This window comes from Gordonia sp. ABKF26, assembly GCF_041103195.1.
Classification (GTDB): Bacteria; Actinomycetota; Actinomycetes; order Mycobacteriales; family Mycobacteriaceae; genus Gordonia; species Gordonia terrae.
The window spans coordinates 3,433,603-3,459,350 of record NZ_JBGCVZ010000003.1; the positions used below are offsets into that span (position 1 = coordinate 3,433,603).

Annotated in this window: 24 protein-coding genes; 1 reads left to right on the forward strand and 23 read right to left on the reverse strand. The window is 69.6% G+C overall.

Annotation, left to right across the window (positions count from 1 at the left end; genetic code table 11):
• Nucleotides 1–12 precede the first annotated feature (12 nt).
• The 13 genes from rpoZ to AB4Z55_RS15910 form a co-directional block, all read right to left on the reverse strand.
• Nucleotides 13–312, reverse strand: coding sequence for a DNA-directed RNA polymerase subunit omega (rpoZ, locus tag AB4Z55_RS15850; RefSeq protein ID WP_004021987.1), 300 nt, complete (start codon nt 310–312; stop codon nt 13–15).
• 41 nt (nt 313–353) lie between these two features.
• A complete protein-coding gene (gene gmk / locus AB4Z55_RS15855; protein WP_180819267.1) occupies nt 354–983 on the reverse strand; it encodes a guanylate kinase in 630 nt (209 codons plus the stop codon).
• A gap of 40 nt (nt 984–1,023) precedes the next feature.
• A complete protein-coding gene (gene mihF / locus AB4Z55_RS15860) occupies nt 1,024–1,338 on the reverse strand; it encodes an integration host factor, actinobacterial type (RefSeq protein WP_004021989.1) in 315 nt (104 codons plus the stop codon).
• 506 nt (nt 1,339–1,844) lie between these two features.
• Complete coding sequence (pyrF, locus tag AB4Z55_RS15865) at nt 1,845–2,675, reverse strand: orotidine-5'-phosphate decarboxylase (protein WP_239398581.1); 831 nt, start codon at nt 2,673–2,675, stop codon at nt 1,845–1,847.
• Complete coding sequence (gene carB, locus AB4Z55_RS15870; protein WP_239398579.1) at nt 2,672–6,007, reverse strand: carbamoyl-phosphate synthase large subunit; 3,336 nt, start codon at nt 6,005–6,007, stop codon at nt 2,672–2,674. Before carB ends, pyrF begins: the two co-directional genes overlap by 4 nt.
• Entirely contained in the window at nt 6,007–7,194 is a 1,188-nt protein-coding gene (carA, locus tag AB4Z55_RS15875; RefSeq protein WP_354559563.1) for a glutamine-hydrolyzing carbamoyl-phosphate synthase small subunit, read from the reverse strand. Before carA ends, carB begins: the two co-directional genes overlap by 1 nt.
• Nucleotides 7,191–7,865, reverse strand: coding sequence for a hypothetical protein (locus AB4Z55_RS15880; RefSeq protein WP_248645369.1), 675 nt, complete (start codon nt 7,863–7,865; stop codon nt 7,191–7,193). The genes carA and AB4Z55_RS15880 overlap by 4 nt, the downstream gene beginning before the upstream one ends.
• The gene (locus tag AB4Z55_RS15885; RefSeq protein ID WP_354559565.1) at nt 7,862–9,187 is read right to left on the reverse strand and encodes a dihydroorotase; all 1,326 of its coding nucleotides are present in this window, start codon (nt 9,185–9,187) and stop codon (nt 7,862–7,864) included. Before AB4Z55_RS15885 ends, AB4Z55_RS15880 begins: the two co-directional genes overlap by 4 nt.
• A 31-nt stretch (nt 9,188–9,218) precedes the next feature.
• Entirely contained in the window at nt 9,219–10,169 is a 951-nt protein-coding gene (locus AB4Z55_RS15890; RefSeq protein ID WP_354559846.1) for an aspartate carbamoyltransferase catalytic subunit, read from the reverse strand.
• Nucleotides 10,169–10,753, reverse strand: a complete 585-nt coding sequence (gene pyrR / locus AB4Z55_RS15895; protein ID WP_354559567.1) for a bifunctional pyr operon transcriptional regulator/uracil phosphoribosyltransferase PyrR — start codon at nt 10,751–10,753, stop codon at nt 10,169–10,171. The genes AB4Z55_RS15890 and pyrR overlap by 1 nt, the downstream gene beginning before the upstream one ends.
• Before the next feature lie 118 nt (nt 10,754–10,871).
• On the reverse strand, nt 10,872–11,348 hold the full coding sequence (gene nusB, locus AB4Z55_RS15900) for a transcription antitermination factor NusB (RefSeq protein WP_004020881.1): 477 nt from the start codon (nt 11,346–11,348) through the stop codon (nt 10,872–10,874).
• Between the two features lie 3 nt (nt 11,349–11,351).
• Nucleotides 11,352–11,915 (reverse strand): elongation factor P, encoded by a 564-nt coding sequence (gene efp / locus AB4Z55_RS15905; RefSeq protein WP_004020880.1) that lies wholly within the window; start codon nt 11,913–11,915, stop codon nt 11,352–11,354.
• Nucleotides 11,916–11,936: 21 nt separating this feature from the next.
• Nucleotides 11,937–13,046: a Xaa-Pro peptidase family protein gene (locus AB4Z55_RS15910; protein WP_354559568.1), complete on the reverse strand. Its 1,110-nt coding sequence runs from the start codon at nt 13,044–13,046 to the stop codon at nt 11,937–11,939.
• Between the two features lie 96 nt (nt 13,047–13,142).
• On the opposite strand from AB4Z55_RS15910, the gene AB4Z55_RS15915 reads away from it, so the two are divergent.
• Nucleotides 13,143–13,673 (forward strand): B-4DMT family transporter, encoded by a 531-nt coding sequence (locus tag AB4Z55_RS15915; protein ID WP_004020878.1) that lies wholly within the window; start codon nt 13,143–13,145, stop codon nt 13,671–13,673.
• A 41-nt stretch (nt 13,674–13,714) separates the two neighbouring features.
• Here the strand turns inward: AB4Z55_RS15915 and aroB are convergent, their stop codons facing one another.
• From aroB to AB4Z55_RS15965, 10 genes are all read right to left on the reverse strand, one after another.
• The gene (aroB, locus tag AB4Z55_RS15920) at nt 13,715–14,830 is read right to left on the reverse strand and encodes a 3-dehydroquinate synthase (RefSeq protein WP_248645366.1); all 1,116 of its coding nucleotides are present in this window, start codon (nt 14,828–14,830) and stop codon (nt 13,715–13,717) included.
• Nucleotides 14,831–14,841: 11 nt separating this feature from the next.
• Entirely contained in the window at nt 14,842–15,390 is a 549-nt protein-coding gene (locus AB4Z55_RS15925) for a shikimate kinase (RefSeq protein ID WP_004020876.1), read from the reverse strand.
• Nucleotides 15,387–16,595, reverse strand: a complete 1,209-nt coding sequence (aroC, locus tag AB4Z55_RS15930) for a chorismate synthase (RefSeq protein WP_004020875.1) — start codon at nt 16,593–16,595, stop codon at nt 15,387–15,389. The genes AB4Z55_RS15925 and aroC overlap by 4 nt, the downstream gene beginning before the upstream one ends.
• A gap of 51 nt (nt 16,596–16,646) precedes the next feature.
• Nucleotides 16,647–17,051, reverse strand: a complete 405-nt coding sequence (locus tag AB4Z55_RS15935; RefSeq protein WP_239398569.1) for an A24 family peptidase — start codon at nt 17,049–17,051, stop codon at nt 16,647–16,649.
• Between the two features lie 86 nt (nt 17,052–17,137).
• Nucleotides 17,138–18,025 carry a shikimate dehydrogenase gene (locus AB4Z55_RS15940; RefSeq protein WP_369520065.1) on the reverse strand — a complete coding sequence of 296 codons (888 nt, stop codon included), beginning with the start codon at nt 18,023–18,025 and terminating at the stop codon, nt 17,138–17,140.
• Nucleotides 18,022–19,881, reverse strand: a complete 1,860-nt coding sequence (gene mltG, locus AB4Z55_RS15945; protein ID WP_369520066.1) for an endolytic transglycosylase MltG — start codon at nt 19,879–19,881, stop codon at nt 18,022–18,024. The genes AB4Z55_RS15940 and mltG overlap by 4 nt, the downstream gene beginning before the upstream one ends.
• Nucleotides 19,868–20,329 (reverse strand): Holliday junction resolvase RuvX, encoded by a 462-nt coding sequence (gene ruvX, locus AB4Z55_RS15950; RefSeq protein ID WP_239403930.1) that lies wholly within the window; start codon nt 20,327–20,329, stop codon nt 19,868–19,870. Before ruvX ends, mltG begins: the two co-directional genes overlap by 14 nt.
• Complete coding sequence (gene alaS / locus AB4Z55_RS15955; RefSeq protein ID WP_239403931.1) at nt 20,329–23,040, reverse strand: alanine--tRNA ligase; 2,712 nt, start codon at nt 23,038–23,040, stop codon at nt 20,329–20,331. Before alaS ends, ruvX begins: the two co-directional genes overlap by 1 nt.
• Nucleotides 23,041–23,163: 123 nt before the next feature.
• Nucleotides 23,164–24,549, reverse strand: coding sequence for a replication-associated recombination protein A (locus AB4Z55_RS15960; protein WP_369520067.1), 1,386 nt, complete (start codon nt 24,547–24,549; stop codon nt 23,164–23,166).
• Nucleotides 24,550–24,556: 7 nt separating this feature from the next.
• Complete coding sequence (locus AB4Z55_RS15965; RefSeq protein WP_033203545.1) at nt 24,557–25,735, reverse strand: hypothetical protein; 1,179 nt, start codon at nt 25,733–25,735, stop codon at nt 24,557–24,559.
• Between the last annotated feature and the right edge of the window lie 13 nt (nt 25,736–25,748).

The following is a 25,748-nucleotide window of genomic DNA, read 5'->3' on the forward strand; positions in this document are numbered from 1 at the left end:
AGGGGGCCGGGACTATTCGCCCTCGGTGTGCTCGAGCAGGTCGGAGTGGATCTCGCGCATGGCGATCGAGAGCGGCTTCTCCTGGAGGCCGGGCTCGACCAGCGGGCCGACGTATTCGAGGATGCCGTCGCCGAGCTGGTTGTAGTAGTCGTTGATCTGGCGTGCACGCTTGGCCGCGTAGATCACGAGCGCGTACTTCGACGACGCGCGATCGAGCAGGTCGTCGATCGGCGGATTCGTGATGCCCAACGGCGTGTCGTAGGCCGGTGCGTCGGCGATCTCGGTGATGTCGAAATTGGTCGGGGTGCTCACACGAACTCCTGCGTCGAGGTCTGGGTGTCGGAAAGGGCCGGTCAGGTCGCGGATGCGGCCGGCTGTTCAGGTCCGACCAGCAAGGATACCAACTGATCGGCTGCTCGGTCGACTTCGCTGTTCACGATGACGTGGTCGAACTCGTCCTGAGCGGCCATCTCGGTGCGTGCGGTGGCCAGTCGGCGCTCGATGGCCTCGGGCGTCTCGGTGGCCCGGCCGGTCAGTCGGGACACGAGTTCGTCCCAGCTCGGCGGTGCGAGGAACACGGTGACCGCCTCGGGGAGTCGGGCGACGACATTGCGTGCGCCGACCAGGTCGACCTCGACCAGAACCGGCTTGCCGGCCTCCAGTGCGGCCAGGACCGGGGCGATCGGGGTGCCCGAACGCTGCAGGCCGCCGTGGATCTCGGCCCACTCCAGGAGCTCGTCGGCGGCGATCATCTTGTCGAAGTCGGCGGCGGAGACGAAGTGGTAGTCGCGGCCGTCGACCTCGCCGGGCCGCGGATCGCGGGTCGTCGCCGACACGCTGAAGTAGACATCGGGCATCGCGGCGCAGACCTTGGCGACCACGGTGGACTTGCCGACGGCCGAGGGGCCGACCAAAACGATCAGTCGACCCCTCGTGCGTCCGGTTCCCTCGCGGTCCGGGCGGTTGTTCACCGTCCGGACCACGGGTTCGTCCCGCTGCCGTATTCGGTTCGCTTGCTCACGCTCAGGAGCTGAACTTCTCGAGCAGAGCCTTGCGCTGACGGTCGCCGAGACCGCGCAGGCGGCGGGTCGGGGCGATCTCGAGCTCGGTCATGATCTCCTGCGCCTTGACCTTGCCGACCTTGGGCAGGGCCTCGAGCAGGGCCGAGACCTTCATCTTGCCCAGGATCTCGTCGTTCTCGGCATCCTTGAGCACCTGCTGGAGATCGGTGCCACCGCGCTTGAGGCGCTCCTTGAGCTCCGCGCGGACACGACGAGCGGCAGCTGCCTTCTCCAACGCAGCGGCGCGCTGCTCATCGGTCAACTGGGGAAGGGCCACGGGGTTCCTCCGTCTTTCGTTCTCGAGTGGGACTGCATCGTTCGCCCAGAAGGCGTCCGAGGCGCTGTTGCCGTGCGACCGCGGCTGGATCGCCATCGCCGGCCTGTCAGCCGGGTGTGCACCCGGCCGACGCCATCAAATGTTGGCGGCGACTGCGACCGTACCGACGTGAGCAGGCATTTGCGAGTGCGACCCCCCGTTTTCGCGGTCTTTTCTCATGTTGTAGGGCTCTCGGTGCGTTCACGCGGGCACAGCGCCGATTCACTGTTCGCGCCATCGCCCTGACTACGTGTTTTGCATCATCACCGCAGGTCAGCGCGGCATCGCGCAGCCAGCGGTTCGCTAGCAACGCGAAAGACCCGCGTCCGGACCCCGGACGCGCTGATACGCGTGTGACACGAGTGGTGTGACCTGAATTTCTGCGATTGAGGTGGGGGGTCGCGCGTGTCGCGCCGTCCGGGGGGCCGGCGGACGTGCGGGTGACGGGCAGGCCCGCCACCGGTGTCTCAGCCCAGCGCGGCCTCGACCTCGTCGCGAGTCCTGACGAACGCGTCGCGCAACGAGGTCGGGTCCGGCCCGGCGCGAAGAACCCCGCGAGAACTGGCAGGCAGCACCCAGGCCGGATCGGCGCCGTCGAACACCACGGGCAGATCGGCGGCCGTGGCACCCTGGGCGCCCAGACCGGGCGCCAGGATCGGGCCGCGTAGATCCGCCAGATCCAGGCCGTGCTCGCGGGTGGCTCCGACGACCAGACCGACCGTCGCGGTGCCGTCAGTGTTCTCGGCGGCGGCGGCATCGACGATCGACTGAGCGACCGTCTGCTCCCCCGCTCGCGCCCGCTGGATGTCGCCGCCCTCGGGGTTGGAGGTCCGCGCCAACACGAACACTCCCCGGGAGCCCTCGCGAGCGAGGTCGAGCGCGGGGCGGAGGGACTCGTAGCCGAGGTACGGCGACGCGGTCACCGAGTCGGCGCACAGCGGCGACGACTCCGACAACCACGCCTGCGCGTAGGCCGCCATCGTCGATCCGATGTCACCGCGTTTGGCGTCGGCGATCACCAGCGCACCCGCATCCCGGCAACCCGCGATGACCCGCTCGAGCACCGCGAAACCGGCCGCGCCGAACGGCTCGAAGAACGCGACCTGAGGTTTGATCACCGCGGCCACCGGCCCGAGCGAATCGACGCAGATGTCGGCGAAGCGGGACAGGCCGTCGACGGTGACCGGCAGCCCCCACTCCTCGAGCAGCGCCCCGTGCGGATCGATCCCCGCACACAGACGCCCGCGCTCGGCGACCACACGTGCGTAGCGGTCTCCGAACCCGGACGCGTCGATCACGACCGGCCGGCCAGGTCGGCGTGCCGATTCTGCAGTGACCGCACCCCGATGTCTCCGGTCATCGCGGCCTCGATGCCCTGCACGGCGGCGGAGGCCCCCTGCACGGTGGTGATACACGGGATGTTGACCGACACCGCCGCGCTGCGGATCTCGTAGCCGTCGACGCGCGGACCGGAGTTGCCGTACGGGGTGTTGATGACCATCGTCACCTCGCCGCCCCGGATGATGTCGACGATCGTGCGCTGCCCCTCGGCGGCCTCGAAGTGCTTGCGCACCGTCTCACACTTGATCCCGTTGCGCCGCAACACGTCCGCGGTGCCCTCGGTGGCCAGGATCTCGAATCCGAGGTCGGCGAGGTGCTTGACCGGGAAGATCAGCGCCCGCTTGTCCTTGTTGGCCACCGACACGAAGATCTTGCCGCTGGTGGGCAGAGACCCGTAGGCGGCGGTCTGCGACTTGGCGAAGGCGCGCCCGAAGTCGGCGTCGATGCCCATGACCTCACCGGTCGACTTCATCTCGGGGCTGAGCAGGTTGTCGACGCCGCTTCCGTCGTGTCGCCGGAACCGGTTGAACGGCAGGACCGCTTCTTTCACCGAGATGGGTGCGGTGGCCGGGGCCTCGCCCCCGTCGCCGGTGGCCGGCAGGATGCCCTGCTCGCGCAGGTCGGCGATCGACGCGCCGAGCATGACCCGGGCACATGCCTTGGCCAGCGGCACCGCGGTCGCCTTGGAGACGAACGGAACCGTCCGGCTCGCACGCGGATTCGCCTCGAGCACGTAGAGGATGTCGTCCTTCAGCGCGTACTGGACGTTGAGCAGCCCCTTCACGCCGATGCCCTTGGCGAGCGCCTCGGTCGAGGAACGCACCATCTCCAGATCGGCGCGCCCGAGAGTCACCGGCGGCAACGCACAGGCGGAGTCACCGGAGTGGATACCGGCCTCCTCGATGTGCTCCATCACGCCGCCGATGTAGACCTCGTCACCGTCGCACAGGGCGTCGACGTCGATCTCCACCGCATCCTCGAGGAACCGGTCGACCAGCACCGGGTGATCCGGGGTCAGCTCGGTCGCCCGAGAGATGTAGTCCTCCAGGGACTTCTCGTCGTAGACGATCTCCATGCCGCGTCCACCGAGAACGTACGACGGCCGGACGAGCACCGGATAACCGATCCGGGCGGCCGTGTCGCGCGCCTCGGCGAAGCTCGTCGCGGTGCCGAACGCCGGTGCCGGTAGCCCGGCAGCGGTGAGGACCTTGCCGAACTCACCGCGGTCCTCGGCCAGGTCGATGGCGGCCGGACTGGTGCCGACGATCGGTACGCCGGCCTCCTCGAGCCGATGCGCCAGTCCGAGCGGGGTCTGTCCGCCGAGCTGCACGATGACTCCGGCGACCGTCCCCGACTGCGACTCGGCGTGGTACACCTCGAGCACGTCTTCGAAGGTCAGCGGCTCGAAGTACAGGCGATCGGCGGTGTCGTAGTCCGTCGACACGGTCTCCGGGTTGCAGTTGACCATCACGGTCTCGTACCCGGCCTCCGACAGCGTGAGCGCGGCGTGCACACACGAGTAGTCGAACTCGATGCCCTGTCCGATGCGGTTGGGGCCCGACCCCAGGATCAGGACCTTCTCCCGATCGGTCTGCGGTGCGATCTCGCTGGTCGCCGCCGGATCGAGCTCGTAGCTGGAGTAGTGGTACGGCGTCTTCGCCTCGAACTCGGCCGCGCAGGTGTCCACGGTCTTGTAGACCGGACGCACGCCCAGCTCGATCCGATGCGCGCGCACGGCCGCCTCGTCGGCGAAATCCGTGCGCAGCGCGGCGATCTGACGGTCCGAGAAGCCGGTCGACTTCGCCTCGCGGAGCAAAGCCTCGTCGAGGGTGTCGGCATCGCGCAGCTCTGCTCCCAGAGCGGCGATGCCCCCGATCTCGGCGAGGAACCACGGGTCGATCGCGGTGGCCTCGTAGAGGTCCTCGATCGTCGCGCCCGCGTCGAAGGCCAGCATCAGCTTGTACAGCCGACCGTCCTTCGGGGTCCTGATGTCCTCCAGCAGCGCGGGCAGGTCGACCGTGGCCGGGTCCGGGCGGTTCGGCTCGGCCCAGAATCCACCGGCCTTCGTCTCGAGCGAGCGCATGACCTTGCCGAGCGCCTCGGCGAAGCTGCGGCCGAGGCTCATCGCCTCACCCACCGACTTCATGGTGGTGGTGAGCGTGTCGTCCGCGCCCGGGAACTTCTCGAACGCGAACCGCGGAGCCTTCACCACCACGTAGTCGAGCGTCGGCTCGAAGCAGGCCGGGGTCTCCTTGGTGATGTCGTTGACGATCTCGTCGAGGCTGTAGCCGATGGCCAGCTTGGCGGCGATCTTCGCGATCGGGAAGCCGGTGGCCTTCGACGCCAGTGCCGACGACCGCGACACGCGCGGGTTCATCTCGATGACGACGAGCCGGCCGTCGCGCGGGTCCTGCGCGAACTGGATGTTGCAACCGCCTGTGTCGACGCCGACCTCGCGGAGGATGTCGATGGAGAGGTCACGCATGATCTGGTACTCGCGATCGGTCAGCGTCATCGCCGGGGCGACCGTCACCGAGTCGCCGGTGTGTACGCCGACCGGGTCGAGATTCTCGATCGAGCAGACGACCACGACGTTGTCGCGGTTGTCGCGCATGAGCTCGAGTTCGTATTCCTTCCACCCGAGGATCGACTCCTCGATGAGGACGTTGGCCGTCGGCGACGCGGCCAGGCCGCCGCCGGCGATGCGGTCGAGGTCCGCGTCGTCGTAGGCCATGCCGGAACCGAGGCCGCCCATGGTGAACGAGGGTCGGACGACCACCGGGAAGCCGAGTTCGGCGACGGTGTCGCGCACCTCGTCCATGGTGTGGCAGACCCGCGACCGGGCGCTCTCACCGCCGACCTTCTCCACGATGTCCTTGAACATCTGGCGGTCCTCACCACGCTGGATCGCGTCGAAGTCGGCACCGATCAGTTCGATGTCGTACTTCTCCAGCGAACCCCGATCATGCAGTGCGACAGCGGTGTTCAGCGCTGTCTGCCCGCCGAGGGTGGCCAGCACCGCGTCGATGGGATGTCCGGCGTCGCGTTCGGCCTCGATGACCTTCTCCACGTACTCGGCCGTGATCGGCTCGATGTAGGTCGCGTCGGCGAATTCCGGGTCGGTCATGATCGTCGCCGGGTTGGAGTTCACCAGGGACACGCGCAGGCCTTCGGCCTTGAGCACACGGCACGCCTGGGTCCCGGAGTAGTCGAACTCGCAGGCCTGACCGATGACGATCGGCCCGGACCCGATGACGAGGACGTGGTTGATGTCTTCGCGGCGCGGCATCAGGCACTCGCTCCTTGGTTCTTGGTCTTGCGGGACTCACGGTCGCCCTCGAGCAGGGTGACGAACTTGTCGAACAGATACGCGGCATCGTGGGGGCCGGCCGCCGCTTCCGGGTGGTACTGCACGGAGAAGGCGCGACCGGAGAGCAGTTCGACGCCCTCCACGGTGCCGTCGTTGGCGCAGACATGGCTGACGCGGGCGCGGCCGAAGTCGGAGTCGAACTCCTCCCCCGCCTCGCCTTCGAGTGCGAAGCCATGGTTCTGCGAGGTGATCGAGACCTTGCCGGTGGTGTGGTCGACGACCGGGATGTTGATGCCGCGGTGTCCGAACTTCATCTTGTACGTCGAACGGCCGAGCGCGCGGCCCAGGATCTGGTTGCCGAAGCAGATGCCGAACAGCGGGATGTCCCGGCCGAGAACCCCGCGGGTGAGTTCGACGATGTCGTCGGCGGTGGCCGGGTCGCCGGGACCGTTCGAGAGGAAGACGCCGTCGGGCTCGAGGTCGGCGATCGCGTCGAGCGCGACCGTCGCGGGCAGCACGTGGGTGCGCACTCCCCGTTCGGCGAACATCCGCGGCGTGTTCGTCTTGATCCCCAGATCGATGGCGGCCACCGTGAAACGGTGCTGATCGAGGGGTTCGACGACGTAGCCGTCGCTGGTGGTGACCTCGTCGGCCAGCCGGGCGCCCTTCATGTCCGGCTGATTGCGGACCCGGGCGACGAGTTCGTCGGTGTCGGCCAGGGCCGGACCGGAGAAGATGCCGGCCTTCATCGAGCCGTGGTCGCGGAGGATGCGGACGACGGTGCGGGTGTCGATGCCGCCGATGCCGACGACGCCCTGGCGGTCCAGCTCCTCCTCCAGGGAGGTCGTCGCACGCCAGTTGGAGACGCGTCGGGTGGGGTTGCGCACGGCATAACCGGCGACCCAGATCTTGCCCGAGTCACCGTCGACGCCGGTGCTCCCGGCGCTACCGGTGCTCTCGCCGTCCTCGGTGTTCCAACCGGTGTTGCCGATCTGCGGCGCGGTGGCCACCACGATCTGCCGGTGGTAGCTCGGATCGGTCAGGGTCTCCTGATAGCCGGTCATCGCGGTGCAGAACACCGCCTCGCCAAGGGTCTCGCCGACTGCGCCGTAGCTCCGGCCGGTGAACACCTGACCGTTCTCCAGCACCAAGACCGCTGTGTTCATTCCTGTGCCCCTTGTCCCTGTGGACCGTGTCCACTGTCATGCGTCCCGGCGAAGGCGTTCACCCAGCCGGGGTAGATCGATTTGTCGTCGGCGCGCACCCCGGAGTCGATCTCGGTTCCGCTGGGCAGGACCCAGCGGATGGCGAGGACGCCGTCGGCGGTCATCACCTTGCCCGCGATGCCGCGCTCCGTCCGGACCGCGGTGACCGACTCGCGCGGAATCCAGATGTCACTCGCACCCTGGCGCGCGATGAGGATGCCTGTCTCGAATTCGGTCAGCACCGACGACGCACGATCACCGATGTCACCGACTGTCACCCGGTTCTGCCAGCTCGGCGCGACGGTGCTGCCGAGGTAGAGGCCGGTGTCCGGGCCTCGGAGCACTGTGCCCGGGTCGGCGGGGATCGTCGGGAGTGCGCCGATGAGGTCGGCCTGCGCCGCGGTCTTCTTCCGGTTCCCCGTCACCAGCAGGTAGAACACTGAGAGGATCCCGATGGCGAGCAGTGCGACGACGCCGATGAACCAGGCGTTGAAGACGATCTTGCCGTATCCGAGCAGCGAGGCGATCACCGAGGCGACGACCAGGACCGCGAGAATCCCCGGGATCAGTCCGCGCCTTGTCCTCGCGGGTCTGGTTCGGCCCGCTCGCTTCGCTCCCGGCGCCGGGGTCATCGGGTCACCTGCCCGTCGCGAGCGGTCACCACGCCGCGCAGCACGGTCGCGGTGATCGTTGCGGGCATGGTCATCGCTTCGAACGGGGTGTTGTCCGACAGGCTCGCCAGGTCGGGACCATGGACCACCCAGGACGTGTCCGGATCGACAACGGCGAGGTTCGCGGGTTCACCCACCTCGATCGGCCGGCCCTGATCGGTGAGCTCGACGATCTGCGCCGGTCGCTCACTCATGACCCGCGCGACGCCGCGCCAGTCCAGCAGGCCGGGCTTCACCAGGATCTCCACGATGATCGGCAGCGCCGTCTGCAGGCCGAGCATCCCGGGCTTGGCCTGGGCGAACTCGCAGCATTTCTCCTGCGCGGCGTGCGGGGCGTGGTCGGTGGCCACACAGTCGACGATCCCCTCGGCGAGCGCCTGCCGCAACGCCTGCTTGTCGCGGACCTCGCGCAACGGCGGATTCACCTTGTTCACCGGGTCGTAGGTGTGCAGGACCGAGTCGTCGAGGAGCAGGTGGTGCGGTGTCACCTCGGCGGTGATCGCGATCCCCTGTTCCTTCGCCCACCGCAACAGTTCGACGGTGCCCTCCGTGGAGGCGTGGCAGATGTGGATACGCGCCCCGGCATCGCGCGCGAGAAGGGCGTCGCGGATGACGATGGACTCCTCGGCGGCGCGCGGCCAGCCCGCCAGGCCGAGACGCGAGGCCGTCGGCCCTTCGTTGGCGACCGCACCGACGGTCAGCCGCGGTTCTTCGGCGTGCTGGGCGATGAGGACCCCGAGCCCGGTGGCGTATTCCAGAGCACGACGCATCAGCAGCGGATCGTCGACGCACTTGCCGTCGTCGCTGAACATCCGCACGCCCGCGGCGCCGGCCGCCATCATGCCCATCTCGGCGAGCTGCTTGCCGCCGAGACCGACGGTCACCGCGCCGACCGGGTAGACGTCGACGAGCCCGACCTCGCGCCCCGACCGCCACACGTTGTCGGTGACGGTCGAGTTGTCGGCCACCGGGCTGGTGTTGGCCATCGCGAAGACGGCGGTGTAGCCGCCGAGCGCCGCGGCTGCCGAACCCGAGCGGATCGTCTCGGTGTCCTCGCGGCCCGGCTCACGCAGGTGGGTGTGCAGGTCGACGAAGCCGGGCAGGAGCACTCCGCCCTTGCCGTCGATCACCTCGGCCCCCTCGGGTGCGGTGACCGCCGAGCCCAGCTCGCTGATGACACCGTCGACGACGAGGACGTCGATCGGGTCTCCCTCGCCGTACGGGCGGACGGCTCTGATGAGAACGGACCCGGTCGGCGGTACGGATCCGGTTGTGGCGCTCACTGTCCAACTCCTGCAATGGTTGTGAGGGGGGTCATAGGTGGGCTCCCGCGGAATCGGAACCCACGAGCAGACGGAACAGGACCGCCATCCGGACGTGCACGCCGTTGCGGACCTGTTCGAGCACGGTGGCCTTGGGCGAATCGGCCACCGAGTAGCCGATCTCCATGCCGCGCAGCATCGGTCCCGGATGCAGGACGACCGCGTCATCGGGCAGCAGAGACAGTCGGCGGTCGTTCAGCCCGAACCGGACCGAGTACTCGCGGGCACTCGGGAAGAACCCGCCGTTCATGCGCTCGGCCTGGACCCGGAGCATCATGACGGCGTCGACGGCGGGGAGTTCGGCGTCGAGGCTGCCGGAGACGCTCACCGGCCACTGCTCGACCCCGACCGGCAGCAGTGTCGGCGGTGCGACCAGCACGACCTCGGCTCCGAGTGTCGAGAGCAGATGCGCATTGGACCGGGCGACACGGGAATGGATGATGTCGCCGACGATGGCGATGCGCCGACCGTCGAGTGATCCGAGGCGCTGACGCAGGGTCAGCGCGTCGAGGAGTGCCTGCGTGGGATGCTCGTGCGTGCCGTCCCCGGCGTTGATGACCGCGGGGCCGTCACCGTCGGGAGTCGTCGTCCAGTCGGCGATCTGGGCCGGCGCACCCGAGGCCGGGTGCCGGACGATCAGCGCGTCGGCGCCCGCGGCGTGCAGGGTCTTGGCCGTGTCGCGCAGCGACTCCCCTTTGCCCGCAGAGGAACTCGAGGCGCTGACGTTGATGACGTCGGCGCTCATCCACTTGCCCGCGACCTCGAAGGAGACCCGGGTACGGGTCGAGTTCTCGTAGAACACGGTCATCACCGTGCGCCCGCGCAGTGTCGGCAGCTTGCGCACCTCGCGCCCGGTGAGCGCCTGCTCGAAGCGCTCGGCGTCGTCGAGGAGAGCAGTGGCATCGTCGCGGCTGAGGTCCTGCGTCGACAGCAGATGCCGCATCACGAATCACTCTCCGCCGCAGCCGAACTCGATGTCGACGCGAGGACGACCTCGTCGATGCCGTCGTGCTCGACGAGATGGACCGAGACCTGCTCGTCCCGGGCCGTCGGGATGTTCTTGCCGACATAGTCTGCGCGCAACGGGAGTTCGCGATGGCCGCGGTCGACGAGGACCGCGAGCTGGACGGCCGCGGGACGACCGAGATCGCGCAGGGCGTCGAGCGCCGCGCGCACCGTCCGGCCCGAGTAGAGGACATCATCGACCAGGATCACGATGGCGTTGTCGACGCCACCCGCGGGCACCATCGTCCGCTCCAGCGGACGGTGCGGCTTGCCGCGCAGATCGTCGCGGTACAGCGTGATGTCGAGGTAACCGACCGGCACGTCGACACCCGCGAACTCACCGATCTTGGCACCCAGCCGGGTGGCGAGAGATGTTCCGCGAGTGGGGATTCCGATGAGAACGACGCGGGGTGCGTCGGGCGAGTCCAGAGCAGTCTTCTCGATGACCTGGTGCGCGACACGAGCAATCGTGCGCGACACGTCGGCGGCATCGAGCAGCACCCTGGGAGCGGGGCTGGCCAAAGCCGACCTCCTTCTCCGCCTCGCAGGACGGATCGTTAAAGGATGTCTGTCTCGCGACACTCTACACCGGGCGGCGACGCCGACGAATTCCCGCGACGTACGCCACACCCGGTGCGGATCAGTTCTGCTCCGGCCGTCCGGGTGCGGGTTCGGCGGACGCGGCCGCCCGGACCTGGGGAGCGAGTTCGGCGATCTTGGCCAGCACCCCGTTGACGAAGGCGGGCGAGTCGTCGGTGGAGAGTTCCTTGGCGAGCTCGACCGCCTCGTCGACGACCACGATCGTGTCGACGTCGAGCGAGTTGAACAGCTCCCAGGTCGCCAGGCGCATGATGGCGCGGTCGACGGCAGGGAGCCGTTCGAGGGTCCAGTCCCGCAGATACGACGAGATGACCGCGTCGATCTGGGACTGGTCGTCGGCCAGTCCCTGGATCACGGTCGCGGTGTAGTCGTGGATGGAGCCGACGCTCTCGTCCGATCGGACGTACTCGCGTCGTTCGGTGACCAGCTGGGCGGGACTGACGCCCTTGGCCTCCGCCTCGAAGAGGAGGTCCACCGCGCGGCGTCGGGCCTTGTGTCGGGTTCCGGGTTGTTTCACAGGTCAGGAGTTGACGCGGCCGAGATAGCTGCCGTCGCGCGAATCGACCTTGAGCTTGTCCCCGGTGTTGATGAACAGCGGCACCTGGATCTCGGCTCCGGTCTCCAGCGTGGCGGGCTTGGTCCCGCCGGTGGAACGATCGCCCTGCAGGCCGGGATCGGTCTGGGCGACGATCAGCTCGACGGTGACCGGCAACTCGACGAACAGCGGATTGCCCTCGTTCAGCGAGACCTGCACGGTCATGTTCTCCAGCAGGAAGCGCGCGCCGTCGCCGACGGTGGCCGGCGGCAGCGAGAACTGCTCGTAGTCCTGCGCGTCCATGAACACGTAGTCGGTGCCGTCGTTGTAGAGGAAGGTCATGTCACGACGGTCGACGGTCGCGGTCTCGACCTTCACGCCCGCGTTGAAGGTCTTGTCCACGGTCTTGCCGCTCAGCACGTTCTTGATCTTGGTGCGCACGAACGCGGGACCCTTGCCCGGCTTCACGTGCTGGAACTCCTGGATCTGCCAGAGCTGGTCGTCCATGCGCAGCACGAGGCCGTTCTTGAAGTCGGCGGTGGATGCCATGTGGTTTGTGTTCCCTTGCAGTCAGATGACGGTGAATGTCTTGTCGGTGGCGGTCAGCAGGTCGGGGTCGCCGTCGGTGACCACCAGTGTGTCCTCGATCCGGACCCCGCCCCATCCGGGCAGGTACACACCGGGCTCCACGGTGACCGCTGCACCGCATGGCAGTGTACCCGCCGCGAGTTTGCCGATTCCCGGTGCTTCGTGGATCTCCAGCCCCACCCCGTGGCCCAGGCCGTGCACGTAGTGCTCCCCGTGCCCGGCGCGGTCGATCACGTCGCGCGCCGCCGCGTCGACCGAACGGAGGTCGGCGCCCGGGGTCAGCGCCGCCCGGCCGGCGGCCTGCGCGGTCTCGACGAGCTGGTAGAGGTCACGCTGCCACGATGCGGCGCGCCGCAGGACGAAGGTCCTGGTCATGTCCGAGTGGTACCCGCCGACGACGGAGCCGAAGTCGATCTTGACGAGGTCGCCGTCGGCCAGCGCGGTGTGCGTCGGCCGGTGATGCGGGATCGCGGAGTGGGCGCCGGCCGCCACGATGGTCTCGAACGCGATCCCGTCGGCCCCGAGGCGGTACATCTCCCATTCGAGGGCCCGCGCGACCTCGCGTTCGGTCGTCCCGGCCCGCAGGACGCCGTCCGCGATGATCTGCGCCAGGGCCGCATCCCCGATCGCGCACGCCACCCGGAGCAGCTCGATCTCCCCCGGCTCTTTGACGGCCCGGAGGTTCTGCACCAGACCCGACGTGCCGATCAGTTCGACCCCGGAGTCCCCGACGGCGGCGGAGAGTGCCCGGTGCCCGGCCACGGTCTCGGTGTCGGACTCGAAGCCGATTCGATCGGCCCCGCCGGAGCGGGCGTGATCGACGAGGGCCCGCGCCACAGCGCGTTCGATGATCGGTTCGACGTCGGGCACCTGCTGGGCGACCTGGGTGAGATAGCGGCCGTCGGTGGCGATGCGGTCACCCGCCGGGTCGTCCGCATCGATCAGCACAGCGGCATTGGAGCCGGTGAAACCCGTCAGATAGCGGACGTTGACGAGGTCGGAGACGACGAGGAACGAGACCGGGTCGTCGGCGGCCCGCAGTTCGGTACGCAACCGGGCGCGACGCCCGGCCGTGTCATGGTTGATCGGCACCCCCGCCACGCTACGGCGGGCACCCGAACCGCGCGAACCGGACCACTTCGACCAGGTGTGTCCGCTGTCACCAGCACCGTGCGTAAGATGACGCGCATGTCTTCGTGGTTGGTGCGCGGTCTGACGATGACCGCAGTTCACGTCCTCGCCCGGGTGTTGCTCGGATTCGCAGTGGTCCAGGCGCCGCTGAACTCCACCGTCTGGCGCACCATCGCGATCGCCGTCGTCGTCCTCATCGCCCTGCTGTGGGGTGGTTACGACGGCATCCGTGACGCGCGCGCCAACCCGGACCCCGACGACTACGAGGACCTCACGGTGCGGTGGCTGCAGGCCGGTGTCCTGGCCGGCGTCCTCGCCGGACTGATCTCCTGGATCCTCGGCACGGTCGTCCTCGCCGGGATCGGACAGGCCAGCCTGTTCGTCGAACTCGTCGCGGGTGCGTCGTTCACCGCGCTGCTCGTCTTCGTCCCGGCCTTCGTCGGCGCGGCCATCGGCCGCTTCCTCGTGCGGCGCGACCAGAACAAGGGCGCCGCCGACGACGACTGGTCGGTCCACGAGGATCGCTCGACCCATCACGAGGACGGCATCCCGGCCGACGCGGACGCGCCGACCCAGCGCATTCGCTGAGTCGGCGCAAAGGGTGACCGGCAGCTGAGCGAGCGTCAGGCCTACAGCAGCACCGACGTGCTCTTCGCCGCCGGGCCACCCGCCACCGCGGAGTAGGCGGCCGCGATCAATCCGGGATCGGGCCCCTCGAGACGACCCGGCTTGGCCAGGCCGTCCAGGACCACGAAGCGCAGAACGCCCGAGCGGTTCTTCTTGTCCCCCGCCATGCCCTGCAGGAGATCGGCGAACGCGTCGGGGTCATACGTCGTGGGGAGCCCGACGAGATCCAGGATGGTCTTGTGCCGATCCGCGGTCGCATCGTCGAGGCGGCCGGCCAGGCGCGAGAGCTCGGCCGCGAACACGAGGCCCACCGACACCGCCGCGCCGTGACGCCACCGGTAGCGCTCCCGCCGCTCGATCGCATGTCCCAGGGTGTGGCCGTAGTTCAGGATCTCGCGCAGCGACGACTCCTTGAGATCGGCCGACACCACATCCGCCTTCACCTGGACCGAGCGCCGGATGAGATCGGGCAGCACCGGCGACGTCGGGTCGAGGGCGGCCTCGGGATCCGCCTCGATGATGTCGAGGATGGTGGGATCGGCGATGAACCCGGTCTTGATGACCTCGGCGAGTCCGGCGACGATCTCGTTGCGCGGGACGGTCTCCAGGGTGCCGGTGTCGATGAGCACGGCGTCGGGTTCGTGGAACGACCCGACGAGGTTCTTGCCGGCCTCGGTGTTGATGCCGGTCTTGCCGCCGACGGCGGCGTCGACCATCGCCAGCAGCGTCGTCGGGATGTGGATGACCCCGATGCCGCGCATCCAGGTGGCCGCGACGAAGCCGGCGAGATCGGTGGCGGCGCCACCGCCGAGGCTGATGACCTTGTCGTTGCGCTTGAGGCCGATGCGGCCGAACACCTCCCAGCAGAAGGACGCGACCGACAGGTCCTTGCCGGCCTCCGCATCCGGGATCTCCACGCGATGGGCGTCGAATCCCTTGCCCGCCAGGTACTCTCGAACCTGCTCGGCGGTCTTGGCCAGCGGCGGCTGATACAGGATCGCGATGCGGTCGGCGCCCTGTGCCGCGGCGGCCACCTCGCCGAGGAGTCCCCGGCCGATGGTCACGTCATAGGGCGCGCCGGCGTTGACCCGGATGGCGATGGGTTCGGTTTCGGACATTCTCGGCTTCCTCACATCAGTTCGCGGGCGAGTCGGACGACGACGGCGTCGGCAACCGTGTCGGGGTCGGCATCGGCATCGACGTCGAAGGTGCACACCGCCTCGTAGACGGCCGTCCGCCCGGCCAGCAGTTCGGCATATCGGGCGGCGGGGTCGGCGGTCGCCAGCAGTGGGCGGTCGGTACCGGACACGCGTTCGTATCCGCGCTCGGGCGAGACTCGCAGGTACACGACGCGCTGATCGGTCAGGGCGTCGCGCACGCCTGCGGTCGTCACCGCACCGCCGCCCAGCGACACCACCCCACCGTGGTTGTCCAGGACATCGGTGACGACGTTCTCCTCGATCGTCCGGAACGCCTCGACGCCATCGGATTCGAAGATCTCCGGGATGCTGCGTCCGGTGCGGCGGACGAGCTCGACATCGGTGTCGATGAAGTCGACACCGAGCCGGTCGGCGAGCACGCGGCCGACCGTGGACTTACCCGCCCCCATGAAACCGATCAGCACGGCCGCCGGACGACGACCGGTCGTCGCACGCGTCGGGGTCGGGGGCTGGGTCATGCCCGGGGCGGACGCGCGTCGACCGCGGCCCGGTAGGCGGCGAGGTTCGCGGCGGTCTCGCCGACCGAGTCACCGCCGAACTTCTCCAGGGCGGCCTGGGCGACGACGAGTGCGACCATCGCTTCGGCGACCACACCCGCCGCGGGCACGGCGCAGACGTCGGAACGCTGATGGATCGCGCTGGCCGTCTCCCCCGTCGACATGTCGATCGTCGACAGTGCGCGCGGCACCGTCGAGATCGGCTTCATGGCGATGCGCACGCGGAGGTCCTCGCCGTTGGTCATGCCGCCCTCGAGCCCGCCCGCGCGGTTGGTCGAGCGCAGTACGCCGTCGGCGCCGGGCACCATCTCGTCGTGGGCCTCGCTGCCGCGACGGCGCGCGGTGGTGAATCCGTCGCCCACCTCGACGCCCTTGATGGCCTGGATGCCCATCAGCGCGGCCGCGAGCTTGGCGTCCAGGCGGGTCTCACCGCTCACGTGCGAGCCGAGCCCGACCGGTACCCCGGTCGCGACGATCTCGACGACGCCACCGAGCGTGTCGCCGTCCTTCTTCGCCGCCTCGATCTCGGCGATCATCGACTTCTCGGCATCGGCGTCGAAGGCCCGGACCGGGCTGGCGTCGATGGCCTCGAGGTCGGAGATGCGCGGCGGGGGGCCGACATAGGGATCGCTCGCGCCGATCGAGATGACATGGGAGACGACGTCGATGCCGAGCACCTGACGGAGGAAGTTGCGGGCGACCGTGCCCGCTGCGACGCGGGCCGCGGTCTCTCGCGCGCTGGCACGCTCGAGCACCGGCCGGGCGTCGTCGAAGCCGTACTTGAGCATGCCCGAGTAGTCGGCGTGGCCGGGCCGGGGACGGGTCAGCGGCGCGTTGCGCGCGCTGCCTTCGAGCTCGGCCTCGTCCACGGGGTCGGCGGCCATCACCGTCTCCCATTTGGGCCACTCGGTGTTGCCGATCTCGATGGCGACCGGACCGCCCATGGTCTGACCGTGGCGGACCCCGCCGAGCACGGTGACCTTGTCGGCCTCGAACTTCATCCGCGCTCCGCGGCCGTAGCCGAGCCGGCGGCGAGCCAGTTGCTCGCCGATGTCGGACGAGGTGACCTCGACACCGGCCACCATGCCCTCGACGATGGCGACCAGGGCGGGGCCGTGGGATTCTCCGGCAGTTATCCAGCGCAACACAGTGGTCGATTGTTCCATGCGGCCGTGCCCCGTCCGACGGCGGCGCCGCCGAATCACGGGTAGCACGCGTCACAGCAGACCGGCGACGACGATCGTCGCGGCGACGAGCGCCGGCCCGTGCGGATGCGCGGCGGTACCGGCCGGCTCCCGGCGGGCCACTCGGTCGGCGAGTACCACGCCCACCGCGATGAGCGACGCGAGTGTGACGACGAGAAGCGCGGCGCCCCAGTCGAGGGCGAGCGCACCGCACGCCGCGGCGAATTTGACGTCCCCGCCGCCGCACCATCGCCTTCCGAACGCCAGCGCGTACGGGGTCGCGGCCGTCAGGACGGCCACCGCCACCCCCGGGTGGACCATGCACGCGCCCATGGCACCGCAGATCCCCGGCCAGACGAGCGTATTCGGGATCCGGCGGGTCTCGGCGTCGGTCACCGCGACCACCGACAGCCACACCAGGATTGCGCATTCACCCATCCGCCGAGCATGACGCGGGACCGACGCATCACCGCACCTCTGTCCACACGCCATTCGTCGTGTGGACGACCTCGAACGTCGCGGCGTCAGTCGGCGGTGAGGGCCTCGATCATCGCCTCGCGGGGTGCGGGGAGCCCGGTGAAGAGTTCGACCTGCCGGAACGCCTGGTTCACCAGCATGACCAGACCGCCGACGACGGTTCCGCCGGCCGCACCGACCGCCGTCGCGAGCGGCGTCGGCCAGGGGTCGTAGATCACGTCCACGACCTTGCGGGCCTGCGCCAGCGTCGACGCCAGTCCGGAGGCCGCCTCGGCGGGCACGGTCGACACGACGACGGCGGAGTCCCGACACCGGCGGTCCAGGGCCTCGGCGGGTTCGAAGGGCAGGACCTCGCCACTCAGGCCCAGCCGTTCACAGAGGTCGAGGACGGGCGCGGCGCGGCCGGCGTCACGGGCGACGACCACGACGTCGGTGACGCCCGCGCCGGCGAGGGCCATGATCGTCGGCAGGGCCGTCCCGCCCGCCCCGACGACCACGGCGAGGGGCGTGGTCCCGGACGCGATGTCGGCGCCGACCGCGAGATCGGTGAGTGCACCGGCCATTCCGTCGATGTCGGTGCAGTCGGCGCGCCATCCGGACGGCACCCGCACGAGGGTGTTGGCCGACCCGACGAGCTCGGCGCGCTCGGTGCGCTCGGCCGCGAAGTCGAGGGCCGCCCGCTTGTTGGGCATGGTGACCGAGAAGCCGATGAAGTCGGCGTCGGCGCCGGACACGATCTCGGGCAGACGATCGGCGGTGCACTCGATCCGGTCGTATCGCCAGTCGGCCAGCCCCAACGTCCGGTAAGCGGCCAGATGGATACGCGGCGAGCGCGAGTGGGTGATCGGCGAACCCAGGACCGCGGCCCGGCGGTGAGCGCCGTACGGGGAGCGGATGTCGGCGGGCACGGTGTTCACGGCGGGTCCGCCGGTCACTGACTACATCCCGTGGCCACCAGCTTGTTACGGCAGGCGACCTCGCGATTGCGCTTGTGGTCTTCGAAGGTGTTGGCGAACAGCGTCGTCCCGGCGGTGTCGACCGTGACGAAGTACAGCCATCCGCCCGGGGCCGGGTCGAGCATCGCCTCGAGGGCCGGTACGCCGACCGCCGCGATCGGTGTCGGCGGCAACCCCTTGTAGCGGTAGGTGTTCCACTCGTTGTCGTTCTTGTAGGCCTCGCCGTGGACGTCGATGTTCGTGATGTCGGCGGTGTAGTTCTGCGTGGAGTCCATCTGCAGCAACTGGTCGCGGTCGAGGCGGTTGCGGATGACCCGCGCCACCTTCGGCGCGTCCTCGACGTGACGGACCTCGCGTTCCACGATCGACGCCGCGATGAGGGTCTCGTACGGCTCGAGCCCGGAGTTGTTGCGGTCCAGCAGCCCCCACTGCTCGAACATCGCCCCGCTCTTGGAGATCATCTCCTGCAGGATCTGTGTGGCGGTGTGATCGGGTTCGACCCGCTCCCAGGTGGTGGGCGCGATGAGTCCTTCGATCCGCCGGTGGTCGCCCGTCATCGCGGCGACGTTCTGGCGGGCCCACTCGGGTACGCCGAGCTCCTCCGGGGTGGCCTGCGCCGCGGCCTTCTCGAGGTCGGCGACGGTCACCCCCTCCTGCTGTCCGTTGACCGAGAACGACGTCGCGTTCTCGATGAGCTGGAAGATGCCCGGGGTGACCTTGCCGTCGATACCCGTCTTCGAATCGAGCTGCAGTCCCGGCGGGATCACCACCCGCCCGACCCGGTGTTCGGCACCGTCGTCGGTCAGCATCTCGACGGCGGTGGTCGCCGGGATCTGGGTGCGCATCTTGTACAGCCCACCCGACATCGGCTGTCCGCCTGCGGCATCGACGAAGGCGCGCACGCTGCCGACCACGTCGGCGTCGACGAGGATGCGGCCGAAATCGGCGAGTGTGGAGTTGTCCGGGATGTCGACGACCACGTCGCCGGCACCCGCCGCGTTGGTGTAGTCCTTGCGCGACTCGAGCAGGCCGGTGGCGCGCACGCCGTAGTAGCCGACGCCGGTGATGAGCGCGAGCATGAAGACGATCGCGAGAGCCAGCACCGCACGACGTCTACCCCGGCTGCGCGTGCGGCGCGGGGCACGGCGCGTCTGCGGCTCGGACTCGGTGTCGTCGACCCCGGCCCACCAGTCGTCGGGCTCGTCGACACCCCGGCCCGATGCCGGGGCCGCCGGAGCGGGGTCGTGAACCTGACGTGCGGTCTCGACAGGCGGGCCGTACCGCGAGTCGTCGTATGATTCGTCGGCGTAGCGATCCTGCTCGTACCCGGCGGGTTCGTAAGCGACTGGAGCAGAACGGAATCCGTCGTCGCGGGACCCGCGGACGGGCGGCTCCGGGGCAGGCGGCTCCGGGGCGGGCCGCTCGGGGGCGGGCCGCTTCGGGGCGGGCTGCTCGGGGGCGGGCGGACGAGCCATCGTGGCATCGGTGTCGGACTGCGGCGGCGCGGGGCGCGGCGCGACCGGCGGCGGGGTCGGCGTCTGTCCCGGCGGGATGCGGACCGGCGTCGCGCGCGGCCGCGGCGAGCCGGCCACCGGACGCGCCTGCTCGGCGGGCGGGACGGGCGGCGGGACCGGCCGACGGCCGGCCGGGTCCGCGGAGTCCGGACCGGTCCGGCGGCGACGATGCCGCGTGTGCGGGGACCCCTCGGCGGACTGGGTGAAATACCGCAGACGCTCCGGATCCATGCCCTCGGTTCGGCGTCCCTGGCCGTCGCGGTGGCGTGTGCGACGCCGATCGTCGGTCACCGGAGGCTCCCCTGACTCACCGTCGTGCATCCAACCACCCCTGAAGAATAGCGACCGCCGCGGCCTGGTCGATCACCGCGCGCGAGGACTTCACCGTCCGGCCGCTCGCGTGCAGTGCCTGCTGTGCGGTCACCGTCGTGAAACGTTCGTCGTGCCACTGCACCGCCACCGGGTCTATCCGGGACGCGAGTCGGTCCCCGAAAGCACGTGCGGTCTCCGCCGCCGTGCCCGCGGTGTTCTTGAGTGTCTTCGGGAGGCCCACGACCACGCCGACGGCCTCGTACTCGGTGACCAGGGCCGCGATCCGGTCGAGATCGTCTGTGCGCGACGGAGTCCGGCGCACCGTCTCCACCGGCGTGGCGAGGATGCCGTCGGGGTCACACACGGCGACGCCGATCCGCACGCTCCCGACGTCGATGCCGAGGAGTCGTCCTCGGGTCCGCGGCGCAGCGTCGGGCCGGGATTGCGGGTCGGGCATCAGGCGACGAACTCGCGGATGCGGGTCAGCGCGGCGGCGATGCCCGACGGATCGGTACCGGCACCCTGAGCCAGGTCGGGTTTGCCGCCGCCACGTCCGCCGAGCAGCGGTGCGACTTCCTTGACGAGGTCGCCGGCCTTGATACCGGCGTCCCGCGCGGCGGCCGTGGTGGCGATCACGAACGGCACCTTGGCATCCGGCCCGTCACCGCTCGGCGAGAAGAGCGCGATCACCGCCTGCCGGTCGGCGACCCGGCCACGCAGGTCGGTCACCACCGAGCGGAGCCCGTTGGCGTCCAGGCCCGGCACCCGGCCCTCGACCACGAGCGTCGCACCGACGGTCGTCGCGGTCTCGAGAAGACCGGAGACCGCGGCCCGTGCGGCGTCGGCGCGCACCCGCTCGAGTTCCTTCTCGGCGTCGCGCAGCTTGGTGACGAGCTGCTCCACGCGGCCCGGCACCTCCTCGGACGGCACCTTCAGCGACGACGCCAGCCCGGCCAGCAGCGCCCGTTCCTTCGACAGGAACCGGAACGAGTCCATGCCGACATACGCCTCGACGCGCCGGACGCCCGAGCCGACCGAGGATTCGCCGATCAGGGTGATGGGTCCGATCTGGGACGACGACGCGACGTGCGTGCCGCCGCACAGCTCCATCGAGAACGGCCCGCCGATCTCGACGACGCGGACGACGTCGCCGTAGTTCTCGCCGAAGAGCGCCATCGCGCCCATCGCCTTGGCCTCGGACAGACCGGTCTCGAAGGTGTTGACCTGATAGTTCGCCTCGACCGCGGCGTTGCTGATCTCCTCGATCTCACGACGCTGGGCCTCGGTCACCGGACCGCCGGCGTTGAAGTCGAAACGCAGATAACCGGGACGGTTCAGGGACCCGGCCTGCGTCGCCCCGGGGCCGAGGACCTCGCGCAGCGCCGCATGGACCATGTGGGTGCCCGAGTGGCCCTGGGTGGCGCCGTGACGCCAGGCGGTGTCCACCGCGGCCAGGACCTCGTCGCCCTCTTCGATCTCACCCTCGTCGATGCGGACCTTGTGCAGCCACACCGACTTCCCGACCTTCTGCACGTCGGTGACCGACATGCGAACTCCGGATCCGGTGCTGATGGTGCCGATGTCGGCCATCTGTCCACCGGACTCGGCGTACAGCGGCGTGCGGTCGAGAACGACCGTCAGCTCCTGCCCGGCCGATGCGGCGGGCAATCGCGCACCGTCGGCGACGAGGCCGAGGACGCGGGCTTCCGACACCAGCTCGTCGAAGCCGGTGAACTCGGTCGGCCCGCGGTCGAGGAAGTCGCGGTAGACGCTGAGATCGGCGTGCCCGGTCTTCCGGGCGGTCGCGTCGGCCTTGGCGCGTTGCTTCTGTTCGGCCATGAGCGCGGTGAAGCCCTCTTGGTCGACGGCGAGACCGGCCTCGGCCGCCATCTCCAGGGTGAGGTCGATCGGGAAACCGTAGGTGTCGTGCAGGGTGAAGGCGTCCGACCCGGTGATGGTGCTGCGCGACGCGGCCTTGGTGGCGGTCGCGGCGTCGGCGAACAGCTTCGAACCCGCGGCGAGGGTCTTGGAGAACGAGGTCTCCTCGCCCACCGCCACGTCGACGATGTGCTTGCGCTGGGTCTCGAGTTCGGGATACGACGGCGCCATCAGATCGATGACCTTGCCGATGATCGTGCCCATGGTGGGCTGACTGTCGCCACTACCGAGCTGATTCGGCCCGCTCGCTCCGCTCCCGGCGCCGAGCAGACGCATGGACCGGACGACCCGCCGCAGCAGACGACGCAGGACATATCCCCGGCCGTCGTTGCCGGGCAGCACTCCGTCGCCGATCAGCAGGGCCGACGTGCGGGCGTGGTCGGCGACCACGCGGAACCGGACGTCGTCGGCGTGCGAACCGGCGCCGTAGGCCCGCCCGGACAGCTGCGCGGCGAGATCGATGATGGGCTTGCACAGGTCGGTCTCGTAGACGTTGTCGACGCCCTGCAGGATGCAGGCCACGCGCTCGACGCCCATGCCGGTGTCGATGTTCTGCTTCGGCAGCGGACCGAGGATCTCGTAGTTGTCCTTGCCGCCGCCGGGGCCGCGGACGTTCTGCATGAACACGAGATTCCAGATCTCGATGTAACGGTCCTCGTCGGCCTCGGGGCCGCCTTCCACGCCGTACTCGGGCCCGCGGTCGTAGAAGATCTCCGAACAGGGACCGCACGGGCCGGGCACGCCCATCGACCAGTAGTTGTCCTTCATGCCGCGTCGCTGGATGCGTTCGGCGGGGACACCGATCTCATCGCGCCAGATGGCCTCGGCCTCGTCGTCGTCGAGGTAGACGGTCGGCCACAGCTTCTGCGGGTCGATGCCGAAGCCGCCGTCGGCGACGCTGTTGGTCAGCAGCGTCCAGGCGAAGGTGATGGCCTCCCGCTTGAAGTAGTCGCCGAAGGAGAAATTGCCCGCCATCTGGAAGAAGGTGTTGTGCCGGGTGGTGATGCCGACCTCGTCGATGTCGAGGGTCCGGACACACTTCTGCACGCTGGTGGCCCGCGAGTAGGGCGGGGTCTGCTCACCCAGGAAGAACGGCTTGAACGGGACCATGCCGGCATTCACGAACAACAGGTTGGGATCGTCGAGCAGCAACGAAGCGCTCGGCACCTCGGTGTGCCCGGCCTTGATGAAGTGGTCCAGGAACCGCTTCCGGATGTCATGCGTCTGCACTGTGGGTTTCGTCCTGCCGTTGGTGATCGCAGCCGTTGGTGGTGGCGGCCGTTGATGTCGCGACATCCCAGCCTACCGTCGGCGGGTCGTCGAACGGCGCAGGGACTCTCAACTGCGAGAACGTCAGCGGGACCGGCGCCGCGACACCGCGCCGCGCACGATCGACCGCAACTTCGCCACTCGCGGACCGATCTCGCGCTCCAGCCCGTGGTCGGTGGGGACGTAGTAGTCCCTCCCGACCAGCTCATCGGGCGCATACTGTTGCGCCACAACGCCATCGGGATCATCGTGCGGATATCGGTAGGCGACGCCGTTGCCCAGCTTCTTGGCCCCCGGATAGTGGCTGTCGCGCAGGTGGGCCGGAACCGCGCCGGCCTTGCCCGACTCGACGTCGGCGAGGGCCGCGCCGATGGCCGACACCACACCCGCCGACTTCGGGGCCGTCGCGAGGTGGATGGTCGCCTGGGTGAGTGCCAGTTTGGCCTCCGGCATCCCGACCAGGTTCACGACCTGAGCGGCCGCGACCGCGGTCTGCAGGGCCGTCGGGTCGGCCATCCCGATGTCCTCGCTGGCATGGATCATCAGGCGCCGCGCGATGAACCGCGGGTCCTCCCCCGCCGCGATCATCCGCGCGAGATAGTGCACGGCGGCGTCGACGTCCGAACCACGGATGGACTTGATGAACGCGCTCGTCACGTCGTAGTGCTGGTCGCCGTCCCGGTCGTAGCGCACCGCGGCGCGATCGATGGCGGTCTCGACGTCGGCCAGGTCGATGGACTCGGTCGAGTCGGCGCTCGCCTCGAGGGCGGTCAGCGCCCGGCGCGCGTCCCCGCCCGACACCGCGACGAGGTGGTCGTAGGCGGCGTCGGAGACCTCGACCTTGCCGTCCAGCCCCCGCGGGTCGGCGACCGCCCGGGTCAGCACCTCGCGGATGTCGGCGTCGGTCAGGGACCGCAGCTGCAGGACCAGCGACCGGGACAGCAGCGGGGCGACCACCGAGAACGACGGGTTCTCGGTCGTCGCGGCGACGAGCAGGACGATGCGGTTCTCCACCGCGTCGAGCAATGCATCCTGCTGTGTCTTGGAGAATCGGTGCACCTCGTCGATGAACAGGACCGTCTGCTGACCGCCGTTCTTGCCGTCGCCGATGAGCCGGCGGCGGGCCACGTCGATGACCGCCCGCACCTCTTTCACCCCTGCGGTCAGCGCGGACAGCGCCTCGAAACGGCCGCCGGTGGCCCGCGCGATGAGCGAGGCCATGGTGGTCTTGCCGGTGCCCGGCGGCCCGTAGAGCAACACCGACGCCGCGCCCGACCCGCTGATCAGCTTCCGCAGCGGCGAGCCGGTCCCGAGCAAGTGCTGCTGCCCGACGATCTCGTCGAGGTTCTGCGGGCGCATCCGGACCGCGAGCGGCGCGGTCGGGGACGGCGGCGCGGTGAGGCCGCCCGCGTTGCCGGGCCCGGCAGAACCTGCCCGAGGATCGTCGGGTGGGTCGAACAGTCCGTCCACGAGCGTGTCAGGCCAGCCAGATGCGCTGGAGCGCGACGCCCATCGCGGTCGCGAACACGGCGGTCTCGTCGTCCCCCGCCCGTCCGGCCGCGGCGGCGAGATCGGTCCAGCGGCTGACGATCACGCGGGGGTCGTTGGTGTGCAGGGCCCAGTCGTGGGTGAAGCCGGCGGCACCGAAGTCGGCCACATCGAACTCGGCATCTGGCTGGTCGGTCGTCTCCGGATCGCCCGGCAACATCCACACCGTCGACAGCCACACCCAGAGCTGGCGGGCGAGCAGCACCTTGCGCTGCATCTCCCGCTCGTGGGCGAGGGCCGGCCAGATCGAGTGCACCTCGGACCGCCACGCGTCCACCATCGACACCTCGAGGTCGGTGGCACGCGCGGAGGTCCGGGGCGGCAGCTGGGCGGTGATGGTGACGAGCGCGTAGGCGATGTCGAGGGTCGCGTCGCGGAATCCGCCCCACTCGTAGTCCATGAACTGGACACCGTCGTCGTTGAGCAGGATGTTCTCGGGTCCGACGTCGGAGGGGCTGAAGGCGCGGTGGTCGCCCTCGTCGAACAGCGTCGCCGCGCTCCGCAACGACTCGACGACCTGCTCCGGGACCACGACGTCGAGCGCGGCAGCGTGCCCGACCACCGAATCGATCGACCGCAGCGCCTCGTCGCGCAGGATGTCGCGCCCCTGCGTACCCGACGGTCCGCGGCGCAGCAGCGCGAGGAAGTCTCCTTCGCCACCGACCGTGGCCGCATGCATCCGGCCGAGGGCCTGACCCCAGGCGCTGACCGCACGGGAGGTCTCGACGGGGTCGACGCCGGCGAGGTACTCGAGCATCGAGCGGCCGTGGCCGAGGTCGGAGAGCACCATGATCCGCAGGTCGGGATCCGAGGCGATGAGTTGCGGCCCCGGACGCGATTCGTTGGGCAGCGCGGTCGCGTACTTGTACGACGCGATCTCCCGGTGGAAGGCCTGCGGGTCCTCGTGCTCGGGAAGGGCCTTGATCACGAGCGATCGGTCCAGGCTGAGAGGGTTCTGGGCGACCCGGACCCGCACCACCGTGGTGCGCCCGCTGCCGCCGAGGTCCTCGGGATCATCGAGGACCACTGCTGATCCGGCGCGGTGTGACAGCAGCGCCTCTGCCGCCCGCACCACGCTGGTGATGCGGCTTTCCGTAATGACCGTCATGTCGCCCACCAAC

Excerpts from the sequence above, each read along its gene's own strand:
- ruvX (WP_239403930.1), bottom strand. The coding sequence starts at position 20,329 with ATGCCCGACCCGCAATCCCGGCCCGACGCTGCGCCGCGGACCCGAGGA.
- AB4Z55_RS15880 (WP_248645369.1), bottom strand. The coding sequence starts at position 7,865 with ATGACCCCGGCGCCGGGAGCGAAGCGAGCGGGCCGAACCAGACCCGCG.
- mltG (WP_369520066.1), bottom strand. The coding sequence starts at position 19,881 with ATGCACGACGGTGAGTCAGGGGAGCCTCCGGTGACCGACGATCGGCGT.
- carA (WP_354559563.1), bottom strand. The coding sequence starts at position 7,194 with ATGAACACAGCGGTCTTGGTGCTGGAGAACGGTCAGGTGTTCACCGGC.
- AB4Z55_RS15925 (WP_004020876.1), bottom strand. The coding sequence starts at position 15,390 with ATGACCCAGCCCCCGACCCCGACGCGTGCGACGACCGGTCGTCGTCCG.
- AB4Z55_RS15965 (WP_033203545.1), bottom strand. The coding sequence starts at position 25,735 with ATGACGGTCATTACGGAAAGCCGCATCACCAGCGTGGTGCGGGCGGCA.
- aroC (WP_004020875.1), bottom strand. The coding sequence starts at position 16,595 with ATGGAACAATCGACCACTGTGTTGCGCTGGATAACTGCCGGAGAATCC.
- AB4Z55_RS15890 (WP_354559846.1), bottom strand. The coding sequence starts at position 10,169 with ATGCGGCATCTGCTGTCGACGCAGGACCTCAGCCGCGACGATGCCACT.
- aroB (WP_248645366.1), bottom strand. The coding sequence starts at position 14,830 with ATGTCCGAAACCGAACCCATCGCCATCCGGGTCAACGCCGGCGCGCCC.
- AB4Z55_RS15915 (WP_004020878.1), top strand. The coding sequence starts at position 13,143 with ATGTCTTCGTGGTTGGTGCGCGGTCTGACGATGACCGCAGTTCACGTC.
- carB (WP_239398579.1), bottom strand. The coding sequence starts at position 6,007 with ATGCCGCGCCGCGAAGACATCAACCACGTCCTCGTCATCGGGTCCGGG.
- efp (WP_004020880.1), bottom strand. The coding sequence starts at position 11,915 with ATGGCATCCACCGCCGACTTCAAGAACGGCCTCGTGCTGCGCATGGAC.
- AB4Z55_RS15935 (WP_239398569.1), bottom strand. The coding sequence starts at position 17,051 with ATGGGTGAATGCGCAATCCTGGTGTGGCTGTCGGTGGTCGCGGTGACC.